Raw genomic sequence first — 24,652 nt, forward strand, 5'->3', positions numbered from 1 at the left:
TCCAGCCGTGCGAACGAGAGATACGGGCGTGCTGGGGTGGCGGGTGTTCTTCACGCGTCGTGAGCTGCCTCAGCCGCGGGCCGGTGCGGAGATGCTGGCCGGACTTGATGACCTTGGTGACTGGCTGGACGCGCGGGGGGTCGAGGACGGATCGCCGTACCTGATTGACCCGCTCGGCCGGTACGACGTCGACCTGAACGACTACTTCCTGACCGAGCTGGCGAACGAGCCGACGACCACGCAGGAGGCCGTTGCCTACGACCTGAAGCGCTTCCTGAAGTTCTTGTGGGACAACCGCGGTGGCCGCAGCTGGAAGGTCGCCACGGCAGATGACCGAGCGGCGTTCAAATACTGGCGGATCAGCGACATCGCCGGCCCACGGGTGGAACTGACAACGTGGGACCGAGAGGTTGCCACGGTCCACCAGTTCTACATTTGGGCGCTGCGTGAGGGACACGCCGCGCGCAATCCGTTTCGGCAGCGGAAGTCTCGGAGCCACGATCCGCGCAAGCGGACCACAGAGGAGACTCCGGCGGAGGCTTCGCACGAGGGCCGCTCCAACGACGTCGAGTGGCTGCCGCCGGTCCTCTACCGGCTGTGGAGGGATGCGGGACTGCGGGGATTCACCCCGGAGGGGCTCCCGGACCGCTCGTTCCGGGGCCGGTTCGCCTCGCGGAACGCGGCCTACAGCGACTCGATGATCCGGACCGGACTGCGGCTGTCCGAGCAGACCAGTCTCAGCCTGTTCGAACTGCCCGAGCTGGTTCCGGGCCTGCTGAATATGAGGTCGTGGCTGCCGAAGGCCATCGCCAAGGGCGGCTCGGCCCGCCGGATCTACTTCGCGGCATCCCCGCTCAAGGACGTGTGGGACTACGTCGAGACCGACCGGGCCGAGGCCGTCGAGGACGCCCGGGACAGCGGTGCCTACGAGCGCATCCGCAACCCTCTGATCATCACCAACCCGCGCAAGCCGGTCGTGATGCTCGACGGCGAGCGCGTGAACATCGCCAAGCTCAAGCACCACGAGCGCCGCCGGGTGCTGATGGACACACCGCAGGGGCTGGAGCCGGCGGCCTTGTGGTTGAACCAGTACGGCATGCCGAGCAAGCCGTCGGCCTGGCAGGAGGTCTTCAAGACCGCCAACGGCCGGTGCGAACGGCTGGGGTTGAAGGTCAGCTGCCACCCCCACGTTCTGCGGCACAGCTTCGCGGTGATCACCCTCGAACAGCTCATGCGCGGGCACATCCAGGAGATGGCGGAGATGACGCCGGGCCAGCGCTTCACCTTCCAACGGATCTTCGGCGATCCGCTGAACTGGGTCAGGATGCGACTGGGGCACTCGTCGATCGAGGTCACGCAGCTTTACCTGCACACCCTGGAAGAGTTGGCGATGGAGACCCGGATGGCGCTGGTCCCCGACGGCTGGGAGCCGACCGGGGTCCACCCGGAGGACCTGGAGGAGAAGGCGGTGGACGATGCCGCCTGAGATCCCGAGCCAGCGGCGCCGGACCGGGCGGGGCCGTGTCTCGCCCCAGCCGGAGGGCTTCTACGAGCCGGAAATCGTGCGTGAGGAGGCCGGCCCGGTCGTCGAGTTCTTCGGAGAGGACGGCCGACGGGCCACCTACTCGTTCGCGGAACTGCCATGTCCCGGGCTCCACGCCGATCTCGCTGCGGCCTGGGCCCGCAGGACCGGCCCGACAGACGACGGCCTGCGGACCCGCGCGGCCGCCACCTACGCCTGGGCCGTGGTCGGACGGCTGATGAGATGGCTGGGCGAACTCGCCCGCCCGCCAAGGACGTTGCGCGGACTGACCCTCTCTCACCTGCGGCGTTTCGACCAGCACCGGCGCATGACGATCCAGGCACCCAACGCCGTGCTGGAAATGGCCCAGGTCAGATCACTCCTGAGGGAGGTCGAGCCGACCGGTCTGCTGCGAGAGGAAGTACGGGAGTATCTGGACCGGCCCGGACAGCTCTATGGCCGCTGGAGGGAAGTGCACTCCAAGGAGCCGCCGCCCGGCTACTCGGACCGCGAGTTCGCGGCGATCATGGCCGCCGCCCGCAAGGACGTGGTCGCGATCCGCCAGCGGCTGCGGGCCTCCCGGACGCTGATCGAGCGCTTCGAGACAGCCCCGCACACCCTCAGCGAGGACGAGCGGTCACGGGCCGAGGAACTCGCGCGAATGCTGCGGACCGGCGAGGTTCCACCGCCGACGAAGGCCAAAGGCAACGGCGGACATCTTCCCGATCTGTCCGCGCAGAGGGACTGCGCGGGACAGGTGTTCCTCACTACCCAGGACCTGCCCGCGCTCATGGTGATGGGGGTGGGTCTCTCCGGCCGGAACGGCGAGACGATCAAGGAACTCGCCGCCGACTTCCGGCTCCTCGACGGGCGGGCGGTCGCGGTCAACCTGCTCAAACGGCGCCGGAACAAGGCCCGCACCCGCCAGACGATCCACTGGGAGGTCGGGAGCGAGAGCTCCCAACTGCACAACCCCGGCGGCTGGTTCCTGCTCCTCAACGAGCTGGCCGGACCCAGCCGCGTGTTCAGCAGGTCGGAGCGGGTGTGGTCGATCTGGACCGGCGACACCGCCGGCGGGCCGGAGGACTTCAAGGCCGCCCGCAGCGCTGCCAAGGGCCACATCGACCCGTTCGGCCTGAAGCTCGGACGGCAGTTCGAGTGGAACAACTGGGTCGCCCGGCACGGGCTGACTGCCGATGCCACCGACGAGGAGGCGGAGCCCGAGACGCTGGCGCTGACGATGAACCGGCTGAAGAAGACGGCCGAAGTCCGCACCACACGGGCGGTCGGCGGGCACCTGCCGTCCGCGTCGCGGACCAACACGCCGGACGTGTCGTTCCTGCACTACCTGCGCAACGACCCGACCATCCGGGACTGGGCCGAGCAGATCCTCACCGAGGCCCTTGAGGACACCGAGGCGTCAGCCCGCGCCTTCCGGGGACGGATCTTGGACGAGCAGATGGCCAAGGAGGCTGAGCACGATCCCGCGGCCGCGGCCGAGAAGCTGGACACCACCGCGGACAAGCTCACCGCCGCTATGGGCGGCGAGCTGGACACGCTGGTGGCCTCCTGCCTCGACTTCGAGCACAGCCCCCAGAACGACGGCGGGCTCTGCAACGTGTCGTTCCTGACCTGCCTGCGCTGCCCGAACGCGCTGGTGGCGGAACGTCACCTACCAAAGCTGTTCGCGCTGCTGCGATGGCTCCAGGGCGAACTCGACGCACGCGGCGTCGACGACTGGATCGCCCGCCACGGCATCACCTGGCTGATCATCACGCGCCTGATCCTGCCCAAGTTCACCGAGGCCCAGCAGGAGCAGGCCCGCGCGAACGCCTCCGAGGACCTGCCCACCGAACTGCTCGACGGACTCAAGGAGCCCACGTGACCGACCTGACCGTCGGTGAAGTACAGCCGAACGTGCTCAACCGCGGACGAGTGCGCATTCCTGCCGATGCCTTCGTCCTGGCAGGGCGCCCTCTGCGCCCCGGAGTGAGGCTGAGTGAGACCTCCCGGTTCAGTGACGACATCTGGTTTCTCAAGCACGCTCAGACGCAGAACCACCAGAGCGAGTTGGTGCTGAACTTCCGCCGCATCCCCGCGGCCTTCCGCCCAGTGGCGAAGGAGATCTGCTTCACGCTCCTGCGCGGCGACCTGCCGCCTGGCTGCGAGGCGATCCGCAAGATCGACTCGATCCGCAGCTATCTGACCGAGCTGAATATGGTCTTCAAGTGGCTGGAGAGCCGCGACATCACCGAAGTCGCCGCGATCATCCCGGCGGACGTCGAGGCGTTCGCCCGCTACATCGCCGGTCAGCGGCTCAGCCAGGACACCAAGGACAGCCGCCACCGGGGCATGAGGCTGCTGTGGTTGTGCCGGTCGAAGACCAACGACCCCATGACCTTCGACCCGGCCGCCGTGGTCGCCGCGATGCGGATGCCCCAGTCGCGCTCGGCGACCTCCCGGCGCCGGGAGAACGTCACCGACCGCATCCCGGAGCAGGTTCACGCCCCCTACCTGGTCTGGGCTCTCCGTTTCGTCGACGACTTCGCCGACGACATCGTGACCGCCCACGGGGAATGGCGGCAGCTGAACCGATGGTCCATGCCAGCCCGCCGGCGCCGCGGTCAGAAACCCGCCGGACGCCATCAGGTCGCCAAGGCCACCACCCGGGTCCTGGCCCGCTACCGGGCCGAGCGGCGCCCGCTGCCGGGCTGGAAGGGCGAACCCAACCGCTGCCACATCGCCCGCGAGGCCCGGGTGGAGCGCACGAGTCTGGGGGACAAGTTCGCGGCGGGGAAGTTGATCCGGGAGGCCGCCGCCGAGCTGGGTGTCGCGGACGGCTCCTATCTGCGGGCGCCGGTCGCCGGACTGCTGGACGGGCAGCCCTGGCGCGGACCGATCGACTACGACGACGTCGAGCTGCTGACCCGCATGTTGCAGACCGCCTGCTACATCGTTATCGCGTTCCTTTCTGGCATGCGCGACAGCGAGGTCAAGCACATCAAGCGCGGATGCGTGAAGGTCTGGCGGGATGAGGACGGCCGTGTGGTTCGCCGCCGACTGACGAGCCTGGCCTTCAAGGGAGAGGAGGACGACACCGGGGTCGAGGCGACCTGGGTGATCAGCGGTCCCGCACAGCGGGCCGTCGAGGTCCTGAAGCGGCTTCAGCCGGCCCGGCAGAAGTTCTTGTTCGCACTGCTGCCGCCCTCGCGCGGCTACATCGCCCAAGGCGGTCGGAACGAAGCGAAGACAACGGCAGCGACGAACAAGGACATCATCGCCTTCGGGCAGTGGATCAACGACTACTGCCGCCGCACCGGACGGGACGACAGCGTTCCGCTGGTCAACAAGCAGGAGTGGAAGATCACCACCAGCCAGTTCCGCCGCACTCTGGCCTGGTTCATCGCCCGTCGTCCCGGCGGCGTCATCGCCGGCGCCCTGCAATACCGGCATCTGAGGGTCCAGATGTTTGAGGGCTACGCCGGCACCTCGGAGTCGGGGTTCCGCGATGAGGTCGAGGCCGAGGACGCCATCGCCCGCGGGGAGAAGCTCGGCGACCTGATCACCAGCCACGAGTTCCACCGCCTGACCGGACCGGCCGCGGCCGAGGCGGAGAGCCGGCTGGCGACCTTCGAGCGGCACGTCCAGTTCGACGGCAAGGTCATCAACGACCGCAAGCGGCTCCAGCGGCACATGAACCGCCATGACCCGCACATCTATCCGGGTGAGTACGTCACCTGCGTCCACAACCGCGACCGGGCACTCTGCCATCGGTCGGACGGGATGGAAGGCCCGTCGCTGCCCGACTGCCAGCCCCTGAGCTGCCGCAATGTTGCGCTGACCAGCGAGAACCTCGCCCACATGCGGGACGCTCTGACCGCATACGACCGTGAGCTCGCCTGCGGCGAGTTGCTCGCCCCACTCGTCCGTCACCGCCTGCAAGCCCGTCGACAAGAGATCGTCGACTTTCTCGCCGAAACCATCGATCCGGCCCAGGACGTCACCCCGGAGGCATCTTGAACCGCCCGCTGCCCACCGAGGAGCAGGTCCGCAGCGCCATGACGGCCGAACTCGCCGAGAGCGAGGCCAGCGGCCGACGCGCCGCCGTCATCAACGTCGAGAAGCAGCTCGGCATCACGCACGCGACGTTCTACCGGAACTACCCCGACCTGATCGAGTGGTTCAAGGCTCAACTCGTCGCCCGACGCCAGGAGGCGGTGACCGAGAAGGACACCAACAAGCGCGAGGACGACTTGGCCCGGCTCCGGCGCGAGAACACAGACCTCCGCAAGCAGGTCAGGATCTATGCGGAGGCCATCCGCCAGCTGACCCTGGACAAGGCTGAACTTGAGGACCGGGTCCAGGCTCTTGAAGGGGTTACCAGCCTCGATCAACACCGTCGTCAGCGCGCTGAGCATCAATGAATGCGCTCGACACCCCAGTGTCAGTGCCACCCGCCACACTGGAGGGATGAGCTCAAGCAACAAATTGTTCGGGCGCGGGGAACTCAGATCCTTCCTGAACCATGAGATGGAGAACATCACCCGCGTTGTCGCCAGGTGGGACGAGGACTCCCTGCTGACCACTCCTGAGAGTGACATCTGCGAGGAGTTGGAGCAGAAGTTCCTCATCGAACCCCTCGTTCTTGACCGGGACGGCACCACTGCCGACCCGGTCAAGGAGGGCTACCGCACCGTCCGAGACTTCGACGAAGACGTGCGGATCCGGCAGACCATCGTGACCATCTCCATCCCCTTCACCGGCAATCCGGACCTGCTCTATCTCCGACCGAGCCAGTTCACCTTGAGTGCTCCAGTTGCCAAAGTTGTGGGGAACGAGCTGAAGCTCCAGTGGATGGGTCCGCTGAACCACGACCCGCAACAAGTTCGCGGAAACCTGGACCATCAGGTCGAGGAGATCCAGAAGTGGGTCGGCTGGAGCACCGAACAGATCAAGGCGCACAACGCACTGGCTGCTCAGAAGATCGCTGCGGAGGTTCAGGCGCGCAAGGGCCGAGTGCTGGACAACCGCAACCTTCAGGCATCGCTCGGGTTCCCCATGCGAGAGCGCCCCGACGCCCAGACCTACAGCGTCCCGATCACGCGGAAGAAGATCGTTCCCCGCCGAGTCACTGCCACGTCCGAGCCCTTCCGGCCAGAGCCTGCCCTGGAGGATGGCCAATACGAGGCAGCGCTTGAGGTGCTGCGGAACCAGCGCAACGCGTTGGAGAGGTCTCCCGGCACGAGCGCCAAGATGGGGGAGGAGGAGATCCGGAACCTCCTACTCATGGGCCTGAACAGCCACTTTGAGGGACAAGCTGCGGGCGAGGTCTTCAACAACACCGGGAAGACGGACATCCTCATCCGAGTGGAAGACCGCCATATCTTCATCGGTGAGTGCAAGATCTGGAAGGGTCCCAAGACCATCACGGAGACTCTCGACCAGCTGCTGGGCTACTTGACCTGGCGCGACACCAAGGCAGCATTGTTGCTGTTCATCCGCTCCGGAGCCCCGGGCGACGTCATCAGCAAGGCGACCATCAAGTTCCGAGAACATTCGAACTACAAGCACGACGGCAAGCACGCAACCGACGAGCGGCACGACTTCGTATTCCATGCAAAGGGCGATACGAGTCGTGAGATCAAGATCGCTTTCCTTCCCTTCCACCTCCCGAAGGACCCCGGCACCGACTAGCCATGGGCGGGATCACGAAGGTGAGTCTGCGGACAACGGACAGACTTAAAAGGCCCTCATAACCTGGCCGCCAACCCGTGCCCCTGCGGCCGGCACGGCACCGCCGGTGACACCTGCGAGTGCCGGCCCTCCTCGATCAGGCGGTACCGGTCCCGGCTCTCCGGCCCCCTGCTGGACCGCGTGGACCTCAGGGTGACCGTCGAGCCGGTCGCCCGGGAGGAGCTGCTGCGGCTCCATACCGGCGCCGAACCCTCCGCGGCCGTTGCCGACCGGGTGCGCGCGGCCCGGGAGCGAGCCGCCCGCCGCTACGAGGGGCTGCCCTGGCACACCAACAGCGAGGTGCCCGGCCATGAGCTGCGCACCCGCTGGCACGTACAGCCCGGCGCGCTCGCCAACGCCGAACTGGATCTCGACCGGGGCCTGCTCACCGCCCGTGGCCTGGACCGGGTGCTGCGCGTGGCCTGGACCCTCGCCGACCTCGCGGGCCACGACCGGCCTTCGGGGAACGACGTCAACCTGGCCCTGGAGCTGCGCACCGGCGTCCGGCGCGGTGCGGTCCTGGAACGGACGGCACCATGAGCGACGGCGGACCGCTCGCCCGGATCCTCCTCACCCGGGTCATCGAACCCGGCGACGAGACCGGCGGGCGATGGCTGCGGGAGTACGGGGTCCAGGAGGTGGCCCGGCGGCTGCGTGCGAGCGGGGCGACCGCGCTGCCCGGGGTGAGCGAGACACGCTGGGCGGGCCTGCGCGCCAGGGCCGGGCACGCCGACCCGGAGCGGGACCTCGTGATGGCACGGCAGGCCGGCGTGCGTTTCGTCGCCCCCGGCGACACCGAGTGGCCCACCCAGCTCGACGACCTCGGGGACGCCCGTCCCCTCGGGCTGTGGGTGCGGGGGCGGCCCAGTCTGCGGATGTGGGCGCTCCGGGCCGTCGCCGTCGTCGGGGCGCGGGCCTGTACCGAGTACGGGGCGCACATGGCGGCCACCCTCGCCGCGGGGCTCGCCGAGCGCGGCTGGGTGGTGGTGTCCGGCGGCGCCTACGGCGTGGACGGCGCCGCCCACCGCGGTGCCCTCGGCGCCGGTGGTGCCACCGTCGCGGTGCTGGCCTGCGGGGTCGACCGGCCCTACCCGCGCGGGCACACCGAGTTGATCGGCAGGATCGCGGAACAGGGTCTGGTGGTGGGGGAGTTGCCGCCCGGTGAGCATCCGACGCAGAGCAGGTTCGTGCTCCGCAACCGGGTGATCGCGGCGCTGACCAGGGGAACCGTCGTCGTGGAGGCCGCCCACCGCAGCGGCTCGCTGGTCACCGCGCGGGCGGCATAGCGGCTCGGCCGGTTCACCATGGGCGTGCCCGGCCCCGCCACCAGCGGCCTCTCGGCCGGGGTGCACGAACTGCTGAGAGGCGAGGCCGCCCTCGTCACCGACGCCGCGGAAGTCGTCGAACTCGTGGGCGACATGGGCGAGCTGGCACCGGCCAGACGCGGGCCCGTCCTCCCACGTGACCTGCTGGAACCCGGCGCCCGGCGGGTCCTGGCCGCCCTGCCCGGGAACCGGCCGGCGTCACCCGAAGAGGTGGCACGGGGCGCTCAGACGTCCGAGGACGAGGCCGTCGCGAGGCTGTACGAACTCCGAGCACTTGGTTACGTCGAACGACACGGCGACGGCTGGAAGTTGACACGCCAGGCGGTGATCTCGGTCCGAGAGGGTCGGAGTCGGCGCTGACCGAGCGTGTTCGGCCGTCCGGGGGAACCCCCGACGCCCTTGGGAATTCCCGGAGTTGACACCTCCGGCCGATCACGCAGAGCGACGCACCGAACGCGGCCGGACGCGCCGTGCAGGGGGTTCGCGCAGGGGTGGAGCCTCGGTGTTCGCGCACCGCGACTCCTCAGTCACGCTACGCTCACGAAAGCCCTGACGCAGACCGCGCCAAACGGCACCGGACCGACACCCCGCCCAACCCGCACCCTTCACCCCCGCTCACCCCCTTCACGGCACATCACAGCACTTCCTGGCACTTCACGGCAGAACGGCACAAGGCGACGAATGCCCCAGCACACCTCCGGGTCCGACCGGGCGGCGATCCCCCCAGCCGCCCGCGACGGTGGCAGCGTGCGGCCGCCCGCTCCCTCGACGCTCGACGAGCTGTGGCGGTCGTACAAGGCGACGGGGGACGACCGGCTGCGGGAACAGCTGATCCTGCACTACTCACCGCTGGTGAAGTACGTGGCGGGACGGGTGAGCGTCGGTCTGCCGCCCAATGTGGAACAGGCCGACTTCGTGTCGTCCGGGGTGTTCGGGCTCATCGACGCGATCGAGAAGTTCGACGTCGACCGGGAGATCAAGTTCGAGACGTACGCGATCACCCGGATCCGGGGCGCGATGATCGACGAGCTGCGGGCGCTGGACTGGATCCCCCGGTCCGTACGGCAGAAGGCGCGCAACGTCGAGCGGGCGTACGCCACGCTGGAGGCCCGGCTGCGCAGGACGCCCTCGGAGGGCGAGGTGGCCGCCGAGCTGGGCATCGAGGTCGACGAACTCCATGCCGTCTTCAGTCAGTTGTCGCTGGCCAACGTGGTGGCGCTGGAGGAGTTGCTGCACGTCGGGGGGGAGGGTGGCGACGGGCTGAGCGTCATGGACACGCTGGAGGACACCGCCGCGGACAACCCCGTGGAGGTGGCCGAGGACCGGGAACTGCGGCGGTTCCTGGCGCGGGCCATCAACACGTTGCCGGAACGGGAGAAGACCGTGGTGACCCTCTACTACTACGAGGGGCTCACACTCGCCGAGATCGGCAACGTGCTCGGGGTCACCGAGAGCCGGGTCAGCCAGATCCACACCAAGTCGGTGCTGCAGCTGCGGGCGAAGCTGGCGAGTTTCGGTCGCTGACCGGCGGCTCTCGGCCGCTGAGCTGGAGATTTCGGGGCGTGGCTGCCGGGAGTGACCGGTGTTCCGGTCGCGCTGTCTCCCGTCCGGCGCGGCGCGTCCGTAGAGTGGTTGACGTGCCAAGGATTCGAGCGGCCTCCGTGGCCGAGCACCGGTCGATGCAGCGAGCCGCCCTGCTGGACGCGGCGCGGTCCCTCCTGTCGGAGGGCGGGACGGAGGCGCTGACGTTCCCCGCGCTCGCCGAGCGGACGAGACTCGCGCGCTCGTCCGTGTACGAGTACTTCCGTTCCCGGGCCGCGGTGGTCGAGGAGCTGTGCGAGGTCGACTTCCCGGTGTGGGCGGCGGAGGTCGAGGCGGCGATGGAGCGGGCGGCCTCCGGCGAGGGCAAGGTCGAGGCCTATGTGCGGCAGCAGCTGGCGCTGGTCGGGAACCGGCGGCACCGGGCGGTGGTCGCGATCTCGGCGAGCGAGCTGGACGCCGGGGCTCGGGAGAAGATCCGGGCCGCGCACGGCGGGCTGGTCGCGATGATCGTGGAGGCGCTGGGGGAGCTCGGGCACGAGCAGCCCCGGCTGGCGGCGATGCTGGTGCAGGGCGTTGTGGACGCGGCGGTACGGCGCATCGAGCTGGGCGCGGCGGAGGATCCGACGGTCATCACGGAAGCGGCTGTGGCCATGGCCCTGCGGGGTGTGCAGGGCTGAGACGGGGGCTTCCCGGGTAGCCGGCGCGAGTGCAGCGCCCCTTCAGGGGCGCGGGGACTGCGTGACCAGCCCCCACCCGTCCGCGCCCGCACAATCGCCCACCGCCGCCGGATCACCCCTTCGGCAGCGGCACCCCCAGCACCGGCAGCAGTCTCGACGGACCCCCGTTCAGCAACCACGGCGGCAACAGCAGCAACGGGTTCACATACACATCCCCCCTGAGCAGGCCCCAGTGCACGCACGCACGTGCACCACAGTGCGCACCCACCGGCTCCACCGTCCCCACCACCTGCCCCGCCGCCACCTCCGCCCCCTTCTCGACCCGCGCCGTCACCGGTTCGTACGTCGTGCGGAGGTCCGTCCCGGCGAGTCGCACCGACAGCACGCCCCGCCCGGCCACCCGCCCCGCGAAAGAGACCCGGCCCGCCGCCACCGCCCGGACCTCCGCGCCGGGCGCGGCGCCCAGATCGACCCCGCGGTGCCCGGGGCCGTACACCGTCGCCGGCGGCTCCCAGCCCCGCAGGACCGGCGGCCGTGGCCCCACCGGCCAGGCGCGGCCGATCGCCGGTACCGTCGCCGGAGGAGGCGGGAAATCCTCCGCCCGGGCCAGAGCCCAGGCCCGGCCCCAGGCCCCGGTCACCGTCAGGGTCCCGGTCACCGCCAGGAGCAACGGCAGCACCGCCGCCGCGCCCACCCACCGCATCGTTCGTCGCATCGTCCACATGACCGAACCGTCCCGTAAACCGCCGATCATGGCCGGTACCTGTGGATTACTCACCCGTTGTGGACAGCGGCGTCACCCGGTGCCCCCCGGGTCCCGTACACTTCCTTTGGCGATCCGGGTCACCGGGTCGACTTCGCACGCCCCGACACCAGATCGGTACAACGATCTGAGTCAGCGCTTCTCGGTCCTTCGTGGCACAGCGCAAACGGGCGTCAGGCGCGGGAGCCGTCCGGTCCCCGCGGCACAACCGAGAAATTCAAGGAGATACGGCCATGGCCGTCGTCACGATGCGGGAGCTGCTGGAGAGCGGCGTCCACTTCGGTCACCAGACCCGTCGCTGGAACCCGAAGATGAAGCGCTTCATCTTCACCGAGCGCAACGGCATCTACATCATCGACCTGCTCCAGTCGCTGTCGTACATCGACCGCGCCTACGAGTTCGTCAAGGAGACCGTCGCCCACGGCGGCACGGTCATGTTCGTCGGCACGAAGAAGCAGGCGCAGGAGGCCATCGCGGAGCAGGCCACCCGCGTCGGCATGCCCTACGTCAACCAGCGCTGGCTGGGCGGCATGCTCACCAACTTCTCGACCGTCTACAAGCGTCTGCAGCGCCTCAAGGAGCTCGAGCAGATCGACTTCGAGGACGTCGCCGCGTCCGGTCTCACCAAGAAGGAGCTTCTCGTGCTGTCGCGCGAGAAGGCCAAGCTGGAGAAGACCCTCGGTGGTATCCGCGAGATGTCCAAGGTTCCCAGCGCCGTCTGGATCGTGGACACCAAGAAGGAGCACATCGCGGTCGGTGAGGCCCGGAAGCTCAACATCCCGGTCGTCGCCATCCTCGACACGAACTGCGACCCCGACGAGGTCGACTACAAGATCCCGGGCAACGACGACGCGATCCGCTCCGTCACCCTGCTCACCCGCGTGATCGCCGACGCCGTGGCCGAGGGCCTCATCTCCCGCTCCGGTGTCGCCACCGAGGGCAAGGGCGACAAGGCCGCGGGCGAGCCGCTGGCGGCCTGGGAGCGCGACCTGCTCGAGGGCGAGAAGAAGGCCGACGAGCCCGAGGTCCAGACCTCCGCCGAGACCGAGAAGGTCGCCGACGCCGAGCAGGCCGAGGCTCCGGCTGCCGCCGAGGCCGCTGTCGAGGCCCCGGCTGCCGAGGCCCCGGCTGCCGAGGAGGCCCCCGCGGCCGAGGCCCCCGCGGCCGAGGCCCCTGCGGCCGAGGCGCCCGCCGCGGACGCCGAGCAGGCCTGACCCGTCAGCGTTGACGGCGGGGGCGGCGACATCCCGAACGCCCCCGCCGTTCACCCATAGATTCGCGCTCTACATCTACGTGTGGATCGTGGATCGGGCAGATCTCCCGACTTCGAGAAAGACTTAACGACTCATGGCGAACTACACCGCCGCTGACGTCAAGAAGCTCCGTGAGCTCACCGGCGCCGGCATGATGGACTGCAAGAAGGCCCTGGACGAGGCCGAGGGCGACGTCGACAAGGCTGTCGAGGCGCTCCGCATCAAGGGCCAGAAGGGCGTCGCCAAGCGCGAGGGCCGCTCCGCCGAGAACGGCGCCGTGGTCTCGATCATCGCCGACGACAACTCCTCCGGCGTCCTCGTCGAGCTGAAGTGCGAGACGGACTTCGTCGCCAAGGGCGAGAAGTTCCAGGCCGCCGCCAACGCCATCGCCGAGCACGTCACCAAGTCCACCTACGCGGACCTGGACGCCCTGCTCGCCTCCGAGATCGAGCCCGGCAAGACCGTCCAGGCATTCGTGGACGAGGCCAACGCCAACCTCGGCGAGAAGATCGTCCTGGAGCGCTTCGCGCAGTACGCCGACGGTTTCGTGCTCGCGTACATGCACCGCACGATGCCCGACCTGCCCCCGCAGATCGGTGTCCTCGTCGAGCTCGACAAGCCGAACGCCGAGATCGCCAAGGGCGTCGCCCAGCACATCGCCGCCTTCGCGCCGAAGTACCTCTCCAAGGAGGACGTGCCGGCCGACGTCGTCGAGTCCGAGCGTCGCATCGCCGAGGAGACCACCCGCGCCGAGGGCAAGCCCGAGGCCGCCCTGCCGAAGATCGTCGAGGGTCGTCTGAACGGCTTCTTCAAGGACGCCACGCTGCTCGGCCAGCCGTACGCGCTCGACAACAAGAAGTCGGTCCAGAAGGTTCTGGACGAGGCCGGTGTCACCCTGAAGCGCTTCACGCGCATCAAGGTCGGCATCTGAGTCCGTACCGCGATCGACGCGCGACCCGTGGGGAAATCCCGATAGGGTCGGTCGACAGCAGTCGTCCGGGTACCCGGCCAGACCCAGGGTCGTGACGGACGGCAGCAGATCTGACGAGGAGGCCATTGCCGCGCATGGGCAGCGAAAAGCGACCCCACCGGCAATGGCCTTCTTCGTATGTGCACCACGTGAAAGAGGCGGGATCTCCATGACCACCAAGGCTCAGAAGAGCGACGACGGCAAAGTAGGCGGCCGGTTTCTGCTGAAGCTGTCCGGAGAGGCGTTCGCCGGTGGCGGCGGCCTGGGCGTGGACCCCGACGTGGTGCACAAGATCGCCCGTGAGATCGCGGCCGTCGTCCGCGACGGCGCCGAGGTCGCCGTCGTCATCGGCGGCGGCAACTTCTTCCGCGGCGCCGAGCTCCAGCAGCGCGGCATGGACCGGGCCCGCTCGGACTACATGGGCATGCTCGGCACGGTGATGAACTGCCTGGCCCTCCAGGACTTCCTGGAGAAGGAGGGCATCGACAGCCGGGTGCAGACCGCGATCACCATGGGACAGGTCGCCGAGCCGTACATCCCGCTGCGCGCCGTGCGCCACCTGGAGAAGGGCCGCGTGGTCATCTTCGGCGCCGGAATGGGCATGCCGTACTTCTCCACCGACACCACCGCCGCCCAGCGCGCCCTGGAGATCGACGCCGAGGCGCTGCTCATGGGCAAGAACGGCGTGGACGGGGTCTACGACTCCGATCCGAAGAAGAACCCGGACGCCGTCAAGTTCGACTCCCTCGGCTACGGCGAGGTCATCACCCGCGAACTCAAGGTCGCCGACGCCACGGCGATCACGCTCTGCCGCGACAACAAGCTGCCGATCCTGGTGTTCGAGCTGCTCGTGGAGGGCAATATCGCACGGGCCGTCAAGGGTGAGAAGATCGGCACGCTGGTGGGTGACCAGGGCAGCCGGGCCTGACCGGTACCGCCTGACGCACCCTGACCGGGGGATGGACAATGTCCTGCCGGTCGGGAACCGTGCAGGAAAGAAGACGCGACGCAGCCGGCCGCCGCCCGTACAGGAACCGCAGCCGGGCCTTACTCAAGACACGCAGGAGCAAGTGGTGATCGAAGAGACCCTCCTCGAGGCCGAGGAGAAGATGGAGAAGGCCGTCGTGGTCGCCAAGGAGGACTTCGCCGCGATCCGCACCGGTCGTGCGCACCCGGCGATGTTCAACAAGATCGTGGCCGACTACTACGGCGCGCCGACGCCGATCAACCAGCTGGCCTCGTTCTCCGTGCCGGAACCGCGCATGGCGGTCGTGACCCCGTTCGACAAGAGCGCGCTGCGCAACATCGAGCAGGCGATCCGCGACTCGGACCTGGGCGTCAACCCGAGCAACGACGGCAACATCATCCGGGTGGTGTTCCCGGAGCTGACCGAGGAGCGCCGCCGCGACTACATCAAGGTCGCCAAGAGCAAGGCGGAGGACTCCCGGGTGTCCATCCGTTCCGTCCGTCGTAAGGCCAAGGACGCCATCGACAAGCTGATCAAGGACGGCGAGGTCGGCGAGGACGAGGGCCGTCGCGCCGAGAAGGAGCTCGACGACACCACCGCGAAGTACGTCGCACAGGTGGACGAGCTCCTCAAGCACAAGGAAGCGGAGCTTCTCGAAGTCTGATGAACGACTCATCCTGGGGAGCGCCGCCACACGCCGGTCCGCAGGCCGGGCAGGCCGGATCACCGGCCGGGTACTGGGGGCCGACCGATCAGGGCGCCGGCCAGGGGTACGACCAGGGTCCTGCCGAGGGCCGGGGGTACGACGACCAGGGTCCCGTCCAAGGCCAGGGGTACGACCAGGTTCCTGTCCAGGGCCATGGTCACGCCAACGGTTCCGGCCACGGTCAGGGGTACCAACAGGCTCCCGGCCAGGGGTACGACCAGGGCTATGCCCATGGCTATGGCCAGGGGCATGTCCAGGGAGCCGCCCCGGCGGGTCCCGCGTACGATGCGCATGACGCGCAGCAGACTCGCCCCATGCCGATCGTGCCCGACGACGTACCCGCGTACGGCGGAGACCAGGACGACGACCGGGGGGCCTCTCGGCTGAGCGGCCCCCTGTTCCGAGACGAGACGTTCCAGGACGGTACGTCTCGCGACGGGACGTACCGCAACGACACCCCGTCGGCGCAGCCTCTGCCCCATGCGGCGGCGCCGCAGAATCCGGAGCCCATGCCCGACGCCCCGCAGCCGGCGCCCGCGCCGCAGAAGAAGAGCGCGGGTCGGGATCTGGGCGCGGCGATAGGGGTCGGCGTCGGACTGGGCGTCGTGATCGTGGCGTCCCTGTTCGTCGTCAAGGCCGTCTTCGTCGGCGTGGTCGCGGTCGCGGTCGTGGTGGGCCTGTGGGAGCTGACCAGCCGGCTGCAGGAGCGCAAGGGCATCAAGGCGCCCCTGGTCCCGCTGGCACTGGGCGGCGCGGCGATGGTGGTCGCCGGCTACGCCCGCGGTGCCGAGGGTGCCTGGGTCGCCCTGGCGCTCACCGGGCTGGCCGTTCTGGTCTGGCGGATGACGGAACCGCCGGAGGGCTATCTCAGGGACGTCACGGCGGGTCTCTTCGCGGCGTTCTACGTGCCTTTCCTGGCGACCTTCGTCTCGATGATGCTCGCCGCCGACGACGGCCCCCGCCGGGTGATCACCTTCCTGCTCCTCACGGTGGTCAGCGACACCGGTGCCTACGCGGTCGGCTGGCGTTTCGGCACCCACAAGCTCGCCCCGCGCATCAGCCCCGGCAAGACCCGCGAGGGCCTGGTCGGCGCGGTGCTGTTCGCCATGGCGGCGGGCGCCCTGTGCATGCAGTTCCTGATCGACGACGGCACCTGGTGGCAGGGCCTGCTGCTGGGCCTCGCGGTAGCGGCCAGCGCCACCCTCGGCGACCTCGGCGAGTCCATGATCAAGCGGGACCTGGGCATCAAGGACATGGGCACCCTGCTCCCGGGCCACGGCGGCATCATGGACCGGCTGGACTCCCTGCTTCCTACGGCTCCGGTGGTGTGGTTGCTGATGGTGCTGTTCGTCGGGAGTGGCTGACGTCGGGCCACGGCGCCGGGCCGCGGTAGCGGCGAGTCGACACGGCATGGACCGGCTGGACTCCCCGCTGCCGACGCTCATGGTGCTCTTCGTCGGCAGCGGCTGACGTACACCTGTCGTAGTCGAGCCCCCGCCCTTCGCAGGGCGGGGGCTCGACGGCTTGTCGGCCCCGGATGACGCAGCAGAAATCGCATGGTCAGTCCGGTGGGAGGCAGACTCCCTGTGAGGACGCTGTGTCTCCGACGCGCAGGAGTGTGCCCATGCCCCTCGACCCGGCCTCGGCCTCCGCCCCGCCCCAGACCCCGCCTCCTGCGGTGCGGGTCTGGCCCGTCGACGATCTGCCCGCCCTCGACCCCGACCCGTTCCTCGACGAGATGCTGCGCGACGAGCCGGTCACCCGGATCAAACTCGCGCACGGCGAGGGGCACGCCTGGCTGATCACCCGGTACGAGGACTGTCGCTTCGTCACCTCCGACCCCCGCTTCTCCCGGGAACAGGTCGTCGGCCGTGACGTCACCAGCATGCGCCCGGAGCCCGTGGCCTCGCAGACGGCGGGCCTGCAGTACATCGACCCGCCCCGGCACAACCGGCTGCGCCGGGTCGTGGCCCGCGCGTTCACCGGGCAGGCCATGCAGCGGCTGCGGCCGATGGCCGAGCGCCGGGCCGCCGAACTGCTCGACGCGATGGCGGCCGCCGGGCCGCCCGCCGACCTCATGGAGCATCTCCACGGCCCCTTCCCGATCGCCGTGATCCGTGACTTCCTCGGCGTCGACGAGAAGGACTGGCACCGCTGGGCGGCGACCGGCGAGGCCCTGCTGTCCGCCGGGCCCGACTCCGAGGAGCGCGGCAAGGAGGCCGCCCGGGCCACCCGGGCCCGGATCGCCGAGCTGCTCCAGCACCGCCGCGAGGAGCCCCGCGAGGACCTCGCCGGGGTGCTGGCACTGGCCACCGAGTCCGGGGAGATCACCGCCGACGAGGCGATCTCCCTGGCCACCGCCATCCAGGTCAGCGGCGGCCACGCGGTCCGCAACAACAGCGGCTCGATGATGTACGCGCTGCTCACCCACCCCCGCCATCTGGAGCGGCTGCGCCGCGAGCCGGAGCTGCTCCCCAAGGCCGTGGACGAACTCTTCCGCTACGTCCCGCACCGCAACGGCGTCGGCATCCCACGGGTCGCCGTCGAGGACGTCGAGGTCGGCGGCCAGCTGATCCGGGCCGGTGAGGTCGTCTACAACGCGTACGTCGCCGCCAACCGTGACCCCGCGGTCTTCACCGACCCCGACGAGCTGGACTTCGACCGCGCCGACGGCCCCCACCTGGCCTTCGGGCACGGTCCGCACCACTGCATGGCCGCCATCATGGCCCGTATGGAGGCCGAGATCATGATCGGCTCGGTCCTCACCCGCTTCCCCGGCATCCGGCTGGCCGTGCCTCCCGAGGAGGTCGAGTTCCAGCGCCAGGGGCTGATCCGCGGACCGCGCACCCTGCCCGTGACCTGGTGACAAGCGCGTGGCACTGGATTCTGTGCGCGGTGGCGGTCTACTTGATGTACGAACTCGGGCACGCTGCGATCATCGAGGGCAACAAGACCGCGCAAGTGGCCGGAGTCCTTACGCTCGTCTTCTGTGCCTACGTCGTCGGGCACGCGGTGGGCACACGCTCGAGCAAGCGGTTGCAGCCAGAGGTGGCGGACCCGCCGCCCCACAGTGTCTAGCGTCCGAAGGCCGGGGGCCGTCCGTCTTGCTTCGGGGACCGGCGACGACAGATGACGACCGTCAGCGACAGGCCCCCAGATCGTCGGTCGCGGGTCACCCGATTGGATCTGCGACACTGGTTGGGCCATGCCTAAGCCCGGAGAACTTACTTTTGTCGCGCCGCGCGGAGCCAAGAAGCCGCCGCGGCATCTCGCCGACCTCACGCCTGCCGAGCGCAAGGACGCGGTGGCCGAGATCGGTGAGAAGCCGTTCCGTGCCAAGCAGCTCTCGCAGCACTACTTCGCGCGGTACGCGCACGACCCCGAGCAGTGGACGGACATCCCCGCAGGCTCCCGGGACCGGCTGCGGGACGCGCTGTTCCCCGAGCTGATGACCGTCGTCCGGCATCTGTCGACGGACGAGGGCACCACCCGCAAGACGCTGTGGCGGCTCTTCGACGGCACGCTCGTCGAGTCCGTGCTGATGCGCTACCCGGACCGGGTGACCATGTGCATCAGCTCACAGGCGGGGTGCGGGATGAACTGCCCGTTCTGCGCGACCGGGCAGGCGGGTCTGGACCGGAATCTGTCCACCGCGGAGATCGTCCACCAGATCGTGGACGGGATGCGGGCACTCAGGGACGGGGAGGTGCCCGGCGGTCCGGCGCGGCTCTCCAACATCGTCTTCATGGGCATGGGCGAGCCCCTCGCCAACTACAAGCGGGTCGTCACCGCCATCCGCGCGCTCACCGATCCGGCCCCGGACGGGCTGGGTCTGTCGCAGCGCGGGATCACCGTGTCGACGGTCGGGCTCGTGCCGGCCATCCACCGGCTCGCCGACGAGGGCCTCAAGTGCCGGCTCGCGATCTCCCTGCACGCCCCCGACGACGAGCTGCGCGACACCCTCGTCCCCGTGAACACGCGGTGGAAGGTGCGCGAGGTCCTCGACGCCGGGTTCGAGTACGTGGAGAAGAGCGGGCGTCGGCTGTCGATCGAGTACGCCCTCATTCGCGACATCAACGACCAGGCGTGGCGGGGCGACCGGCTGGGCCGCCTGCTCAAGGGCAAGCCCGTGCACGTCAACCTCATCCCGCTGAACCCGACACCGGGCTCGAAGTGGACCGCCTCGCGGCCCGAGGACGAGAAGGCGTTCGTCGAGGCGATCGCCGCGCATGGGGTGCCCGTCACCGTCCGGGACACCCGCGGGCAGGAGATCGACGGAGCGTGCGGTCAGCTCGCGGCCACCGAGCGGTAATCTGAGGGCCGTACAGCCATATCGTCGTACGTCGACACCTTCGTACACTGGCATCTTCGTACACTGACATCTTCATATCGACATCTTCATATTCCGACAGGGGAGCGCCACAGCGCTGAGAGTGCGGCAATCGGGCCGCAGACCCTCTGAACCTCGCCCAGGTCATTCTGGGTAGGAAGTTCGGTCATCACTCAAGCTGTTGTGCCCTGCCCGGGTGGTTCCACCGGGTGGGGCCGCGTCTCTTCCTGGTCCACCCCAGGAGGAAAACACCAGTGCACACCAAGACCTTCTTGGCCGCGGCCGTCGGGCTCGGTCTCGTCACGCTGTCCGCGTGCGGGTCGTCCGGCGGCTCCGCAGCGGACTCCAAGACCGTCACCCTGGTCAGCCACGACTCATGGGCCGTCTCCAAGAGCGTGCTCCAGGACTTCGAGAAGCAGTCCGGCTACCACGTGAAGGTCCTCAAGGACGGCGACGCCGGCCAGGCCGTCAACAAGGCGATCCTGACCAAGGACAACCCGCAGGGCGACGTCTTCTTCGGCGTCGACAACACACTGCTCTCCCGCGCCCTCGACAACGGCCTCTTCCAGCCGTACGTGGCCAAGGGCCTCGACCAGGTCGGCACGGACTACCAACTCGACGCGGGCAAGCACCGGGTCACGCCCATCGACTACGGCGACATCTGCGTCAACTACGACAAGGCCTACTTCAGCAAGCACAAGCTGACCCCGCCCACGTCCTACGCCGATCTCGTCAAGCCGCAGTACAAGAACCTCCTCGTCACCGAGAACGCGGCGACCTCCTCGCCGGGGCTGGGATTCCTGCTCGGGAGCGCCGCCCAGTACGGCGACGGTGGCACCTCCGGTTCGAGCGAAGCCGAGAGCGGGGGAAGCTGGCAGGGCTACTGGAAGAAGCTCAAGGAGAACGGCGTCAAGGTCGTCGACGGCTGGGAGCAGGCCTACAACGAGGAGTTCTCCGGCTCGGCCGGCGGCCGGAAGGCGAAGGGCGACCGGCCGCTCGTCGTGTCGTACGCCTCCTCCCCGCCCGCCGAGGTCATCTACGCCGACCCGAAGCCCAGCACCGCGCCCACCGGCGTCGCGACCGGCACCTGCTTCCGGCAGATCGAGTTCGCCGGGCTGCTGAGCAACGCCGGGAACACCCGGGGCGGCAAGGCGCTCATCGACTTCCTGGTCTCCAAGGAGTTCCAGGAGGACATGCCGTTGAACATGTTCGTGTATCCGGTGGTCGAGGGAGCCGGCGTGCCCGCCGAGTTCACGAAGTACGGTCCCGCCGCGAAGGACCCCGAGACCATGGCGCCCGACAAGATCGCCGCCAACCGTGACCAGTGGGTCAAGACGTGGACCTCGCTCGTACTCAAGTAGCCGGTACTCAAGCAGCCGGCAGGCGCGGGAGCGTGGCGCGGCTCGGCCTGATGGCCGTGCCCGTCGCGTTCTTCGCCGTCTTCTTCGCCTGGCCGGTCACGGCGATCGTCACGCGCGGGCTGAAGGCCGACGGGGTGTGGCGGTTCGGACGGATCGCCGACGTCGTCGGCCAGTCCGACATCCGGCACGTCCTGTGGTTCACCACCTGGCAGGCGCTCGCCTCCACCGCGCTCACCCTGCTGGCCGCGCTGCCGGCCGCCTATGTCTTCGCCCGCCTGGACTTCCCGGGCAAGCAGGTGCTGCGAGCGGTGGTCACCGTGCCGTTCGTACTGCCGACGGTGGTGGTCGGTACGGCGTTCCTGGCGCTGGTCGGCCGCGGCGGACTGCTGGACGAGCTGTGGGGCGTACGGCTGGACACCACCGTCTGGGCCATCCTGCTCGCGCATGTCTTCTTCAACTACGCCGTCGTCGTACGGACCGTGGGCGGGCTCTGGGCCCAACTGGACCCGCGGCAGGAGGAGGCCGCGCGGATGCTCGGCGTCTCACCGCTGGGTGCCTGGCGGAAGGTCACCCTGCCCGCGCTGGTGCCCGCCGTGGCCGCCGCGGCGCTGATGGTCTTCCTGTTCACCTTCACCTCCTTCGGTGTGGTGCAGATCCTCGGCGGCCCCACCTTCTCCACCCTCGAAGTGGAGATCTACCGGCAGACCTCCGAGATCTTCGACCTCTCCACGGCCGCCGTTCTCACGATCGTGCAGTTCGTCGCGGTCGGCGCGATCCTCGCCGTGCACGCGTGGACGGTACGGCGGCGGGAGAGCGCGCTGCGGCTGGTGGACCCGTCGGTGACGGCACGCCGGCCGCGCGGCGCCGGGCAGTGGGCGCTGCTCGGCGCGGTCCTCGCCACCATCGCCGTGCTCCTCGTGCTGCCGCTGGCCGTGCTGGTACGCCGGTCGTTCGACGGGGGGTTCGGCTACTACCGGGCGCTGGGTGACGCCGACGGGGGCACCTTCCTGGTCGCGCCCATCCAGTCGGTGGTCAGTTCGCTCGAATACGCCGTCGCCGCGACCGCCATCGCCGTGCTGATCGGCGGGCTGGCCGCCGCCGCACTGGCCCGGCGGGACGCGGGGCGGCTGGTACGGGGCTTCGACGCACTGCTGATGCTGCCGCTCGGGGTGTCCGCGGTGACCGTCGGCTTCGGGTTCCTGATCGCGCTCGACAAGCCGCCGCTGGATCTGCGGCAGTCCTGGATCCTGGTGCCGCTCGCGCAGGCGCTGGTCGGGGTGCCGTTCGTCGTACGGACCATGCTGCCCGTGCTGCGTGCCGTGGACGGACGGCTGCGGGAGGCGGCGGCCGTGCTCGGGGCCTCGCCGTGGCGGGTGTGGCGGGAGGTCGATCTGCCGATGGTGCGACGGGCGTTGCTGGTCGCGGCGGGCTTCGCCTTCGCGGTGTCGCTGGGGGAGTTCGGCGCCACGGTGTTCATCGCCCGACCGGACAACCCGACGCTGCCGGTGGCCGTGGCGCGGTTGCTGTCCCGCCCCGGAGATCTCAACTACGGCCAGGCGATGGCCCTTTCCACGATTCTGATGGTGGTGTGCGCGGTGGCGCTGCTGGTACTGGAGCGACTGCGGACCGACCGGACGGGGGAGTTCTGATGCCGCTTCTCGAACTGGAGCAGGCCACCGTGCGGTTCGGCGGGCGGCCCGTGCTCGACGCCGTGGACCTCCAGGTCGCCGAGCACGAGGTGGTGTGCGTGCTCGGGCCGAGCGGAAGCGGCAAGTCGACGCTGCTGCGGGTGGTTGCGGGGCTGCAACCACCGGACGCTGGGCGGGTGTTGCTCGACGGGCAGGACCAGGTGCGGGTGCCGGCCCATCAGCGCGGGGTCGGGCTGATGTTCCAGGATCATCAGCTGTTCCCGCAGCGGGACGTGGGCGGGAACGTGGCCTTCGGGCTCCGGATGCGTGGCGCCGGTAAGGCGCAACAGGCCGACCGGGTTGCCGAGTTGCTGGAGCTGGTCGGGCTGCCGGGGGCCGCGCGGCGGGCGGTTGCCGGGCTCTCCGGTGGCGAGCAGCAGCGGGTCGCGCTCGCGCGGGCGCTGGCGCCCCGGCCCCGGCTGCTGATGCTCGACGAGCCGCTGGGGCAGCTCGACCGCTCGCTGCGGGAGCGGCTGGTGGTCGAACTGCGGGAACTGTTCGGGCGGTTGGGTACGACCGTGCTCGCGGTCACCCACGACCAGGGCGAGGCCTTCGCGCTGGCCGACCGGGTGGTGGTGATGCGGGACGGCCGGATCGCCCAGTCCGGCACTCCCCTCGATGTCTGGCAGCGGCCGGCCGACGAGTTCGTGGCGCGCTTCCTCGGCTTCGGCAACGTGGTCCGGGCGAGCGTCGAGGGCTCGGCCGCGGTGACGCCCTGGGGGAAGCTGCCGGTGCCCGAGGGATCGGGCCGGGGTGCGCGGACGCTGCTGGTGCGACCCGCGGGCGTACGACTTGTCGCCGCCGACGCGGGGCTGCCCTGCACGGTGACCGCCCGTACCTTCCAGGGCACCCATGTCACCGTCCATCTCCAGCCCCAGGACGGCCCGCGCCTGGAGGCGGCCTGCGCGCTGCGGGAGGCGCCGGCGGCCGGGGACACGGTGGGCGTCGAGTTCGACGCGGCGGAGACCGTCGTACTGGACTGAAGGGCGGCAGGACACGGTCGAGGCCCGTCCCCCGGGGATACGGGGACGGGCCTCGACGGTGTACTGCGGCGGGTGCGTCAGCTTCCGCTGTTCGCCCCACGACGGCGCATGCCGAACCACACGGCGCCGCCGCCGACCACGACGAGCGCGCCCGCGACGCCGGCGATCAGACCGGTGTTGGAGTTGGCACCGGTCTCGGCGAGGTTCGAGTCACCGACCGCCGGGGACGGGGCGTTGTCCGACGCGCCCGCCGGGGCGGTGCTGCTGCTCTCCGAGGCCGACGGGGTCGCGGAGTCGGACTCGGCCGGAGTGGACGCGGACTCCGACGGCGCCGGGGTGGCCGACTCCGACGGGGACGGGCTGGAGCTCTCCTCGCCCTTGCAGGCGGTGGACGAGGTGGTCAGGTTGGGCGTGATGTCCTTGTCGATCTGGATCCTGCCACTGTCGACCTTGACGTGGACGCGGTACACCGCGTTCGGCTGCCAGTCCTCGGAGAAGGTGACCGGCGTGCCCGCCTTGGAGCCCTTGACGGTCTGGGCGGTGCCGACCTGCTTCGCGTCGCCGCCGTTGCTCTCGAGGAAGACGGTGATCGTTGCCGAGGTACCGGAGGCGTCGGTGTCGGTGACCGTAATGACACCATTGGCGCCGTCGCAGGTGGCTTCGGCGGAGAAATCAGAGATGTTGCACGCGAGGGCGGAACCGGAGACGCCGAGCGTCAGCGCGGCCGACGCAGCGGCAACTCCCAGGATGCGCACGGAACGACGTGCACTGCGGCGGGATATGGACACGTTTGTCCTTACTGAGTGCATAACTGCGGGGGGGGTGTGGGGGA

At 69.5% G+C, this 24,652-nt stretch carries 20 protein-coding genes, 2 pseudogenes and 1 riboswitch; of the genes and pseudogenes, 19 read left to right on the plus strand and 3 right to left on the minus strand.

Translation table 11 applies throughout. The annotated features are described in order from the left end of the window. The first annotated feature begins 7 nt into the window (after window positions 1-7). The 9 genes and pseudogenes from ABZ642_RS19105 to ABZ642_RS19145 all read left to right on the plus strand — a co-directional run bounded on the left by ABZ642_RS19105 (window position 8) and on the right by ABZ642_RS19145 (window position 10,799). Window positions 8-1,486, plus strand: a complete 1,479-nt coding sequence (locus ABZ642_RS19105; RefSeq protein ID WP_360484908.1) for an integrase — start codon at window positions 8-10, stop codon at window positions 1,484-1,486. Then, window positions 1,476-3,407 carry a hypothetical protein gene (locus ABZ642_RS19110; RefSeq protein WP_360484911.1) on the plus strand — a complete coding sequence of 644 codons (1,932 nt, stop codon included), beginning with the start codon at window positions 1,476-1,478 and terminating at the stop codon, window positions 3,405-3,407. The genes ABZ642_RS19105 and ABZ642_RS19110 overlap by 11 nt, the downstream gene beginning before the upstream one ends. Beyond that, window positions 3,404-5,542 (plus strand): hypothetical protein, encoded by a 2,139-nt coding sequence (locus tag ABZ642_RS19115; RefSeq protein ID WP_360484914.1) that lies wholly within the window; start codon window positions 3,404-3,406, stop codon window positions 5,540-5,542. The genes ABZ642_RS19110 and ABZ642_RS19115 overlap by 4 nt, the downstream gene beginning before the upstream one ends. Next, window positions 5,539-5,946 (plus strand): hypothetical protein, encoded by a 408-nt coding sequence (locus ABZ642_RS19120; RefSeq protein ID WP_360484917.1) that lies wholly within the window; start codon window positions 5,539-5,541, stop codon window positions 5,944-5,946. The genes ABZ642_RS19115 and ABZ642_RS19120 overlap by 4 nt, the downstream gene beginning before the upstream one ends. A 46-nt stretch (window positions 5,947-5,992) precedes the next feature. Beyond that, window positions 5,993-7,216: a hypothetical protein gene (locus ABZ642_RS19125; protein ID WP_360484920.1), complete on the plus strand. Its 1,224-nt coding sequence runs from the start codon at window positions 5,993-5,995 to the stop codon at window positions 7,214-7,216. A 63-nt stretch (window positions 7,217-7,279) separates the two neighbouring features. Further along, window positions 7,280-7,795, plus strand: a pseudogene (locus ABZ642_RS19130) (ATP-binding protein); the annotation flags it as partial. Further along, window positions 7,792-8,940 (plus strand): annotated as a pseudogene (gene dprA / locus ABZ642_RS19135) (DNA-processing protein DprA). The pseudogenes ABZ642_RS19130 and dprA, both read left to right, overlap by 4 nt. A 321-nt stretch (window positions 8,941-9,261) precedes the next feature. After that, a complete protein-coding gene (whiG, locus tag ABZ642_RS19140; RefSeq protein WP_089098491.1) occupies window positions 9,262-10,104 on the plus strand; it encodes an RNA polymerase sigma factor WhiG in 843 nt (280 codons plus the stop codon). 137 nt (window positions 10,105-10,241) lie between these two features. Beyond that, a complete protein-coding gene (locus tag ABZ642_RS19145) occupies window positions 10,242-10,799 on the plus strand; it encodes a helix-turn-helix domain-containing protein (RefSeq protein ID WP_360485186.1) in 558 nt (185 codons plus the stop codon). A gap of 112 nt (window positions 10,800-10,911) precedes the next feature. Here the strand turns inward: ABZ642_RS19145 and ABZ642_RS19150 are convergent, their stop codons facing one another. Beyond that, window positions 10,912-11,514 carry a M23 family metallopeptidase gene (locus ABZ642_RS19150; protein WP_360484924.1) on the minus strand — a complete coding sequence of 201 codons (603 nt, stop codon included), beginning with the start codon at window positions 11,512-11,514 and terminating at the stop codon, window positions 10,912-10,914. 281 nt (window positions 11,515-11,795) lie between these two features. Between ABZ642_RS19150 and rpsB the strand changes: the two genes are divergently transcribed. From rpsB to frr, 4 genes are all read left to right on the plus strand, one after another. Continuing rightward, window positions 11,796-12,776: a 30S ribosomal protein S2 gene (gene rpsB / locus ABZ642_RS19155; protein ID WP_360484927.1), complete on the plus strand. Its 981-nt coding sequence runs from the start codon at window positions 11,796-11,798 to the stop codon at window positions 12,774-12,776. 133 nt (window positions 12,777-12,909) lie between these two features. Continuing rightward, on the plus strand, window positions 12,910-13,746 hold the full coding sequence (tsf, locus tag ABZ642_RS19160; RefSeq protein ID WP_360484930.1) for a translation elongation factor Ts: 837 nt from the start codon (window positions 12,910-12,912) through the stop codon (window positions 13,744-13,746). Between the two features lie 208 nt (window positions 13,747-13,954). After that, window positions 13,955-14,713 (plus strand): UMP kinase, encoded by a 759-nt coding sequence (gene pyrH, locus ABZ642_RS19165; protein ID WP_360484933.1) that lies wholly within the window; start codon window positions 13,955-13,957, stop codon window positions 14,711-14,713. 145 nt (window positions 14,714-14,858) lie between these two features. Then, window positions 14,859-15,416, plus strand: a complete 558-nt coding sequence (gene frr / locus ABZ642_RS19170; protein WP_351712500.1) for a ribosome recycling factor — start codon at window positions 14,859-14,861, stop codon at window positions 15,414-15,416. Between the two features lie 59 nt (window positions 15,417-15,475). Here frr and ABZ642_RS19175 read toward each other — a convergent pair whose 3' ends face one another. After that, window positions 15,476-15,751: a hypothetical protein gene (locus ABZ642_RS19175; RefSeq protein ID WP_360484936.1), complete on the minus strand. Its 276-nt coding sequence runs from the start codon at window positions 15,749-15,751 to the stop codon at window positions 15,476-15,478. A 21-nt stretch (window positions 15,752-15,772) separates the two neighbouring features. Here ABZ642_RS19175 and ABZ642_RS19180 point away from each other — a divergent pair, with 21 nt between their 5' ends. The 6 genes from ABZ642_RS19180 to ABZ642_RS19205 all read left to right on the plus strand — a co-directional run bounded on the left by ABZ642_RS19180 (window position 15,773) and on the right by ABZ642_RS19205 (window position 23,820). Next, window positions 15,773-16,822, plus strand: a complete 1,050-nt coding sequence (locus ABZ642_RS19180) for a phosphatidate cytidylyltransferase (RefSeq protein ID WP_360484939.1) — start codon at window positions 15,773-15,775, stop codon at window positions 16,820-16,822. A 260-nt stretch (window positions 16,823-17,082) separates the two neighbouring features. Then, on the plus strand, window positions 17,083-18,324 hold the full coding sequence (locus ABZ642_RS19185) for a cytochrome P450 (RefSeq protein WP_360484942.1): 1,242 nt from the start codon (window positions 17,083-17,085) through the stop codon (window positions 18,322-18,324). A 339-nt stretch (window positions 18,325-18,663) separates the two neighbouring features. Continuing rightward, the gene (gene rlmN / locus ABZ642_RS19190; protein ID WP_360484945.1) at window positions 18,664-19,770 is read left to right on the plus strand and encodes a 23S rRNA (adenine(2503)-C(2))-methyltransferase RlmN; all 1,107 of its coding nucleotides are present in this window, start codon (window positions 18,664-18,666) and stop codon (window positions 19,768-19,770) included. An 88-nt stretch (window positions 19,771-19,858) separates the two neighbouring features. Further along, a riboswitch (TPP riboswitch) is annotated at window positions 19,859-19,966 on the plus strand. 76 nt (window positions 19,967-20,042) lie between these two features. Beyond that, window positions 20,043-21,149 carry a thiamine ABC transporter substrate-binding protein gene (locus tag ABZ642_RS19195; protein ID WP_360484948.1) on the plus strand — a complete coding sequence of 369 codons (1,107 nt, stop codon included), beginning with the start codon at window positions 20,043-20,045 and terminating at the stop codon, window positions 21,147-21,149. Between the two features lie 50 nt (window positions 21,150-21,199). Further along, window positions 21,200-22,798: an iron ABC transporter permease gene (locus ABZ642_RS19200; protein WP_360485189.1), complete on the plus strand. Its 1,599-nt coding sequence runs from the start codon at window positions 21,200-21,202 to the stop codon at window positions 22,796-22,798. Further along, entirely contained in the window at window positions 22,798-23,820 is a 1,023-nt protein-coding gene (locus ABZ642_RS19205) for an ABC transporter ATP-binding protein (RefSeq protein WP_360484951.1), read from the plus strand. Before ABZ642_RS19200 ends, ABZ642_RS19205 begins: the two co-directional genes overlap by 1 nt. 77 nt (window positions 23,821-23,897) lie before the next feature. Here the strand turns inward: ABZ642_RS19205 and ABZ642_RS19210 are convergent, their stop codons facing one another. Next, window positions 23,898-24,629 (minus strand): LAETG motif-containing sortase-dependent surface protein, encoded by a 732-nt coding sequence (locus tag ABZ642_RS19210; RefSeq protein ID WP_360484954.1) that lies wholly within the window; start codon window positions 24,627-24,629, stop codon window positions 23,898-23,900. Window positions 24,630-24,652 lie beyond the last annotated feature (23 nt).

Source organism: Streptomyces sp. NPDC007157 (genome assembly GCF_040634235.1).
Taxonomy (GTDB): Bacteria; Actinomycetota; Actinomycetes; order Streptomycetales; family Streptomycetaceae; genus Streptomyces.

Excerpts from the sequence above, each read along its gene's own strand:
- ABZ642_RS19110 (WP_360484911.1), top strand. The coding sequence starts at position 1,476 with ATGCCGCCTGAGATCCCGAGCCAGCGGCGCCGGACCGGGCGGGGCCGT.
- ABZ642_RS19125 (WP_360484920.1), top strand. The coding sequence starts at position 5,993 with ATGAGCTCAAGCAACAAATTGTTCGGGCGCGGGGAACTCAGATCCTTC.
- whiG (WP_089098491.1), top strand. The coding sequence starts at position 9,262 with ATGCCCCAGCACACCTCCGGGTCCGACCGGGCGGCGATCCCCCCAGCC.
- ABZ642_RS19150 (WP_360484924.1), bottom strand. The coding sequence starts at position 11,514 with ATGCGACGAACGATGCGGTGGGTGGGCGCGGCGGCGGTGCTGCCGTTG.
- rpsB (WP_360484927.1), top strand. The coding sequence starts at position 11,796 with ATGGCCGTCGTCACGATGCGGGAGCTGCTGGAGAGCGGCGTCCACTTC.
- tsf (WP_360484930.1), top strand. The coding sequence starts at position 12,910 with ATGGCGAACTACACCGCCGCTGACGTCAAGAAGCTCCGTGAGCTCACC.
- pyrH (WP_360484933.1), top strand. The coding sequence starts at position 13,955 with ATGACCACCAAGGCTCAGAAGAGCGACGACGGCAAAGTAGGCGGCCGG.
- ABZ642_RS19175 (WP_360484936.1), bottom strand. The coding sequence starts at position 15,751 with ATGCGCATCGTACGCGGGACCCGCCGGGGCGGCTCCCTGGACATGCCC.
- ABZ642_RS19180 (WP_360484939.1), top strand. The coding sequence starts at position 15,773 with ATGCCGATCGTGCCCGACGACGTACCCGCGTACGGCGGAGACCAGGAC.
- ABZ642_RS19185 (WP_360484942.1), top strand. The coding sequence starts at position 17,083 with ATGCCCCTCGACCCGGCCTCGGCCTCCGCCCCGCCCCAGACCCCGCCT.
- rlmN (WP_360484945.1), top strand. The coding sequence starts at position 18,664 with ATGCCTAAGCCCGGAGAACTTACTTTTGTCGCGCCGCGCGGAGCCAAG.
- ABZ642_RS19200 (WP_360485189.1), top strand. The coding sequence starts at position 21,200 with ATGGCCGTGCCCGTCGCGTTCTTCGCCGTCTTCTTCGCCTGGCCGGTC.
- ABZ642_RS19205 (WP_360484951.1), top strand. The coding sequence starts at position 22,798 with ATGCCGCTTCTCGAACTGGAGCAGGCCACCGTGCGGTTCGGCGGGCGG.
- ABZ642_RS19210 (WP_360484954.1), bottom strand. The coding sequence starts at position 24,629 with ATGCACTCAGTAAGGACAAACGTGTCCATATCCCGCCGCAGTGCACGT.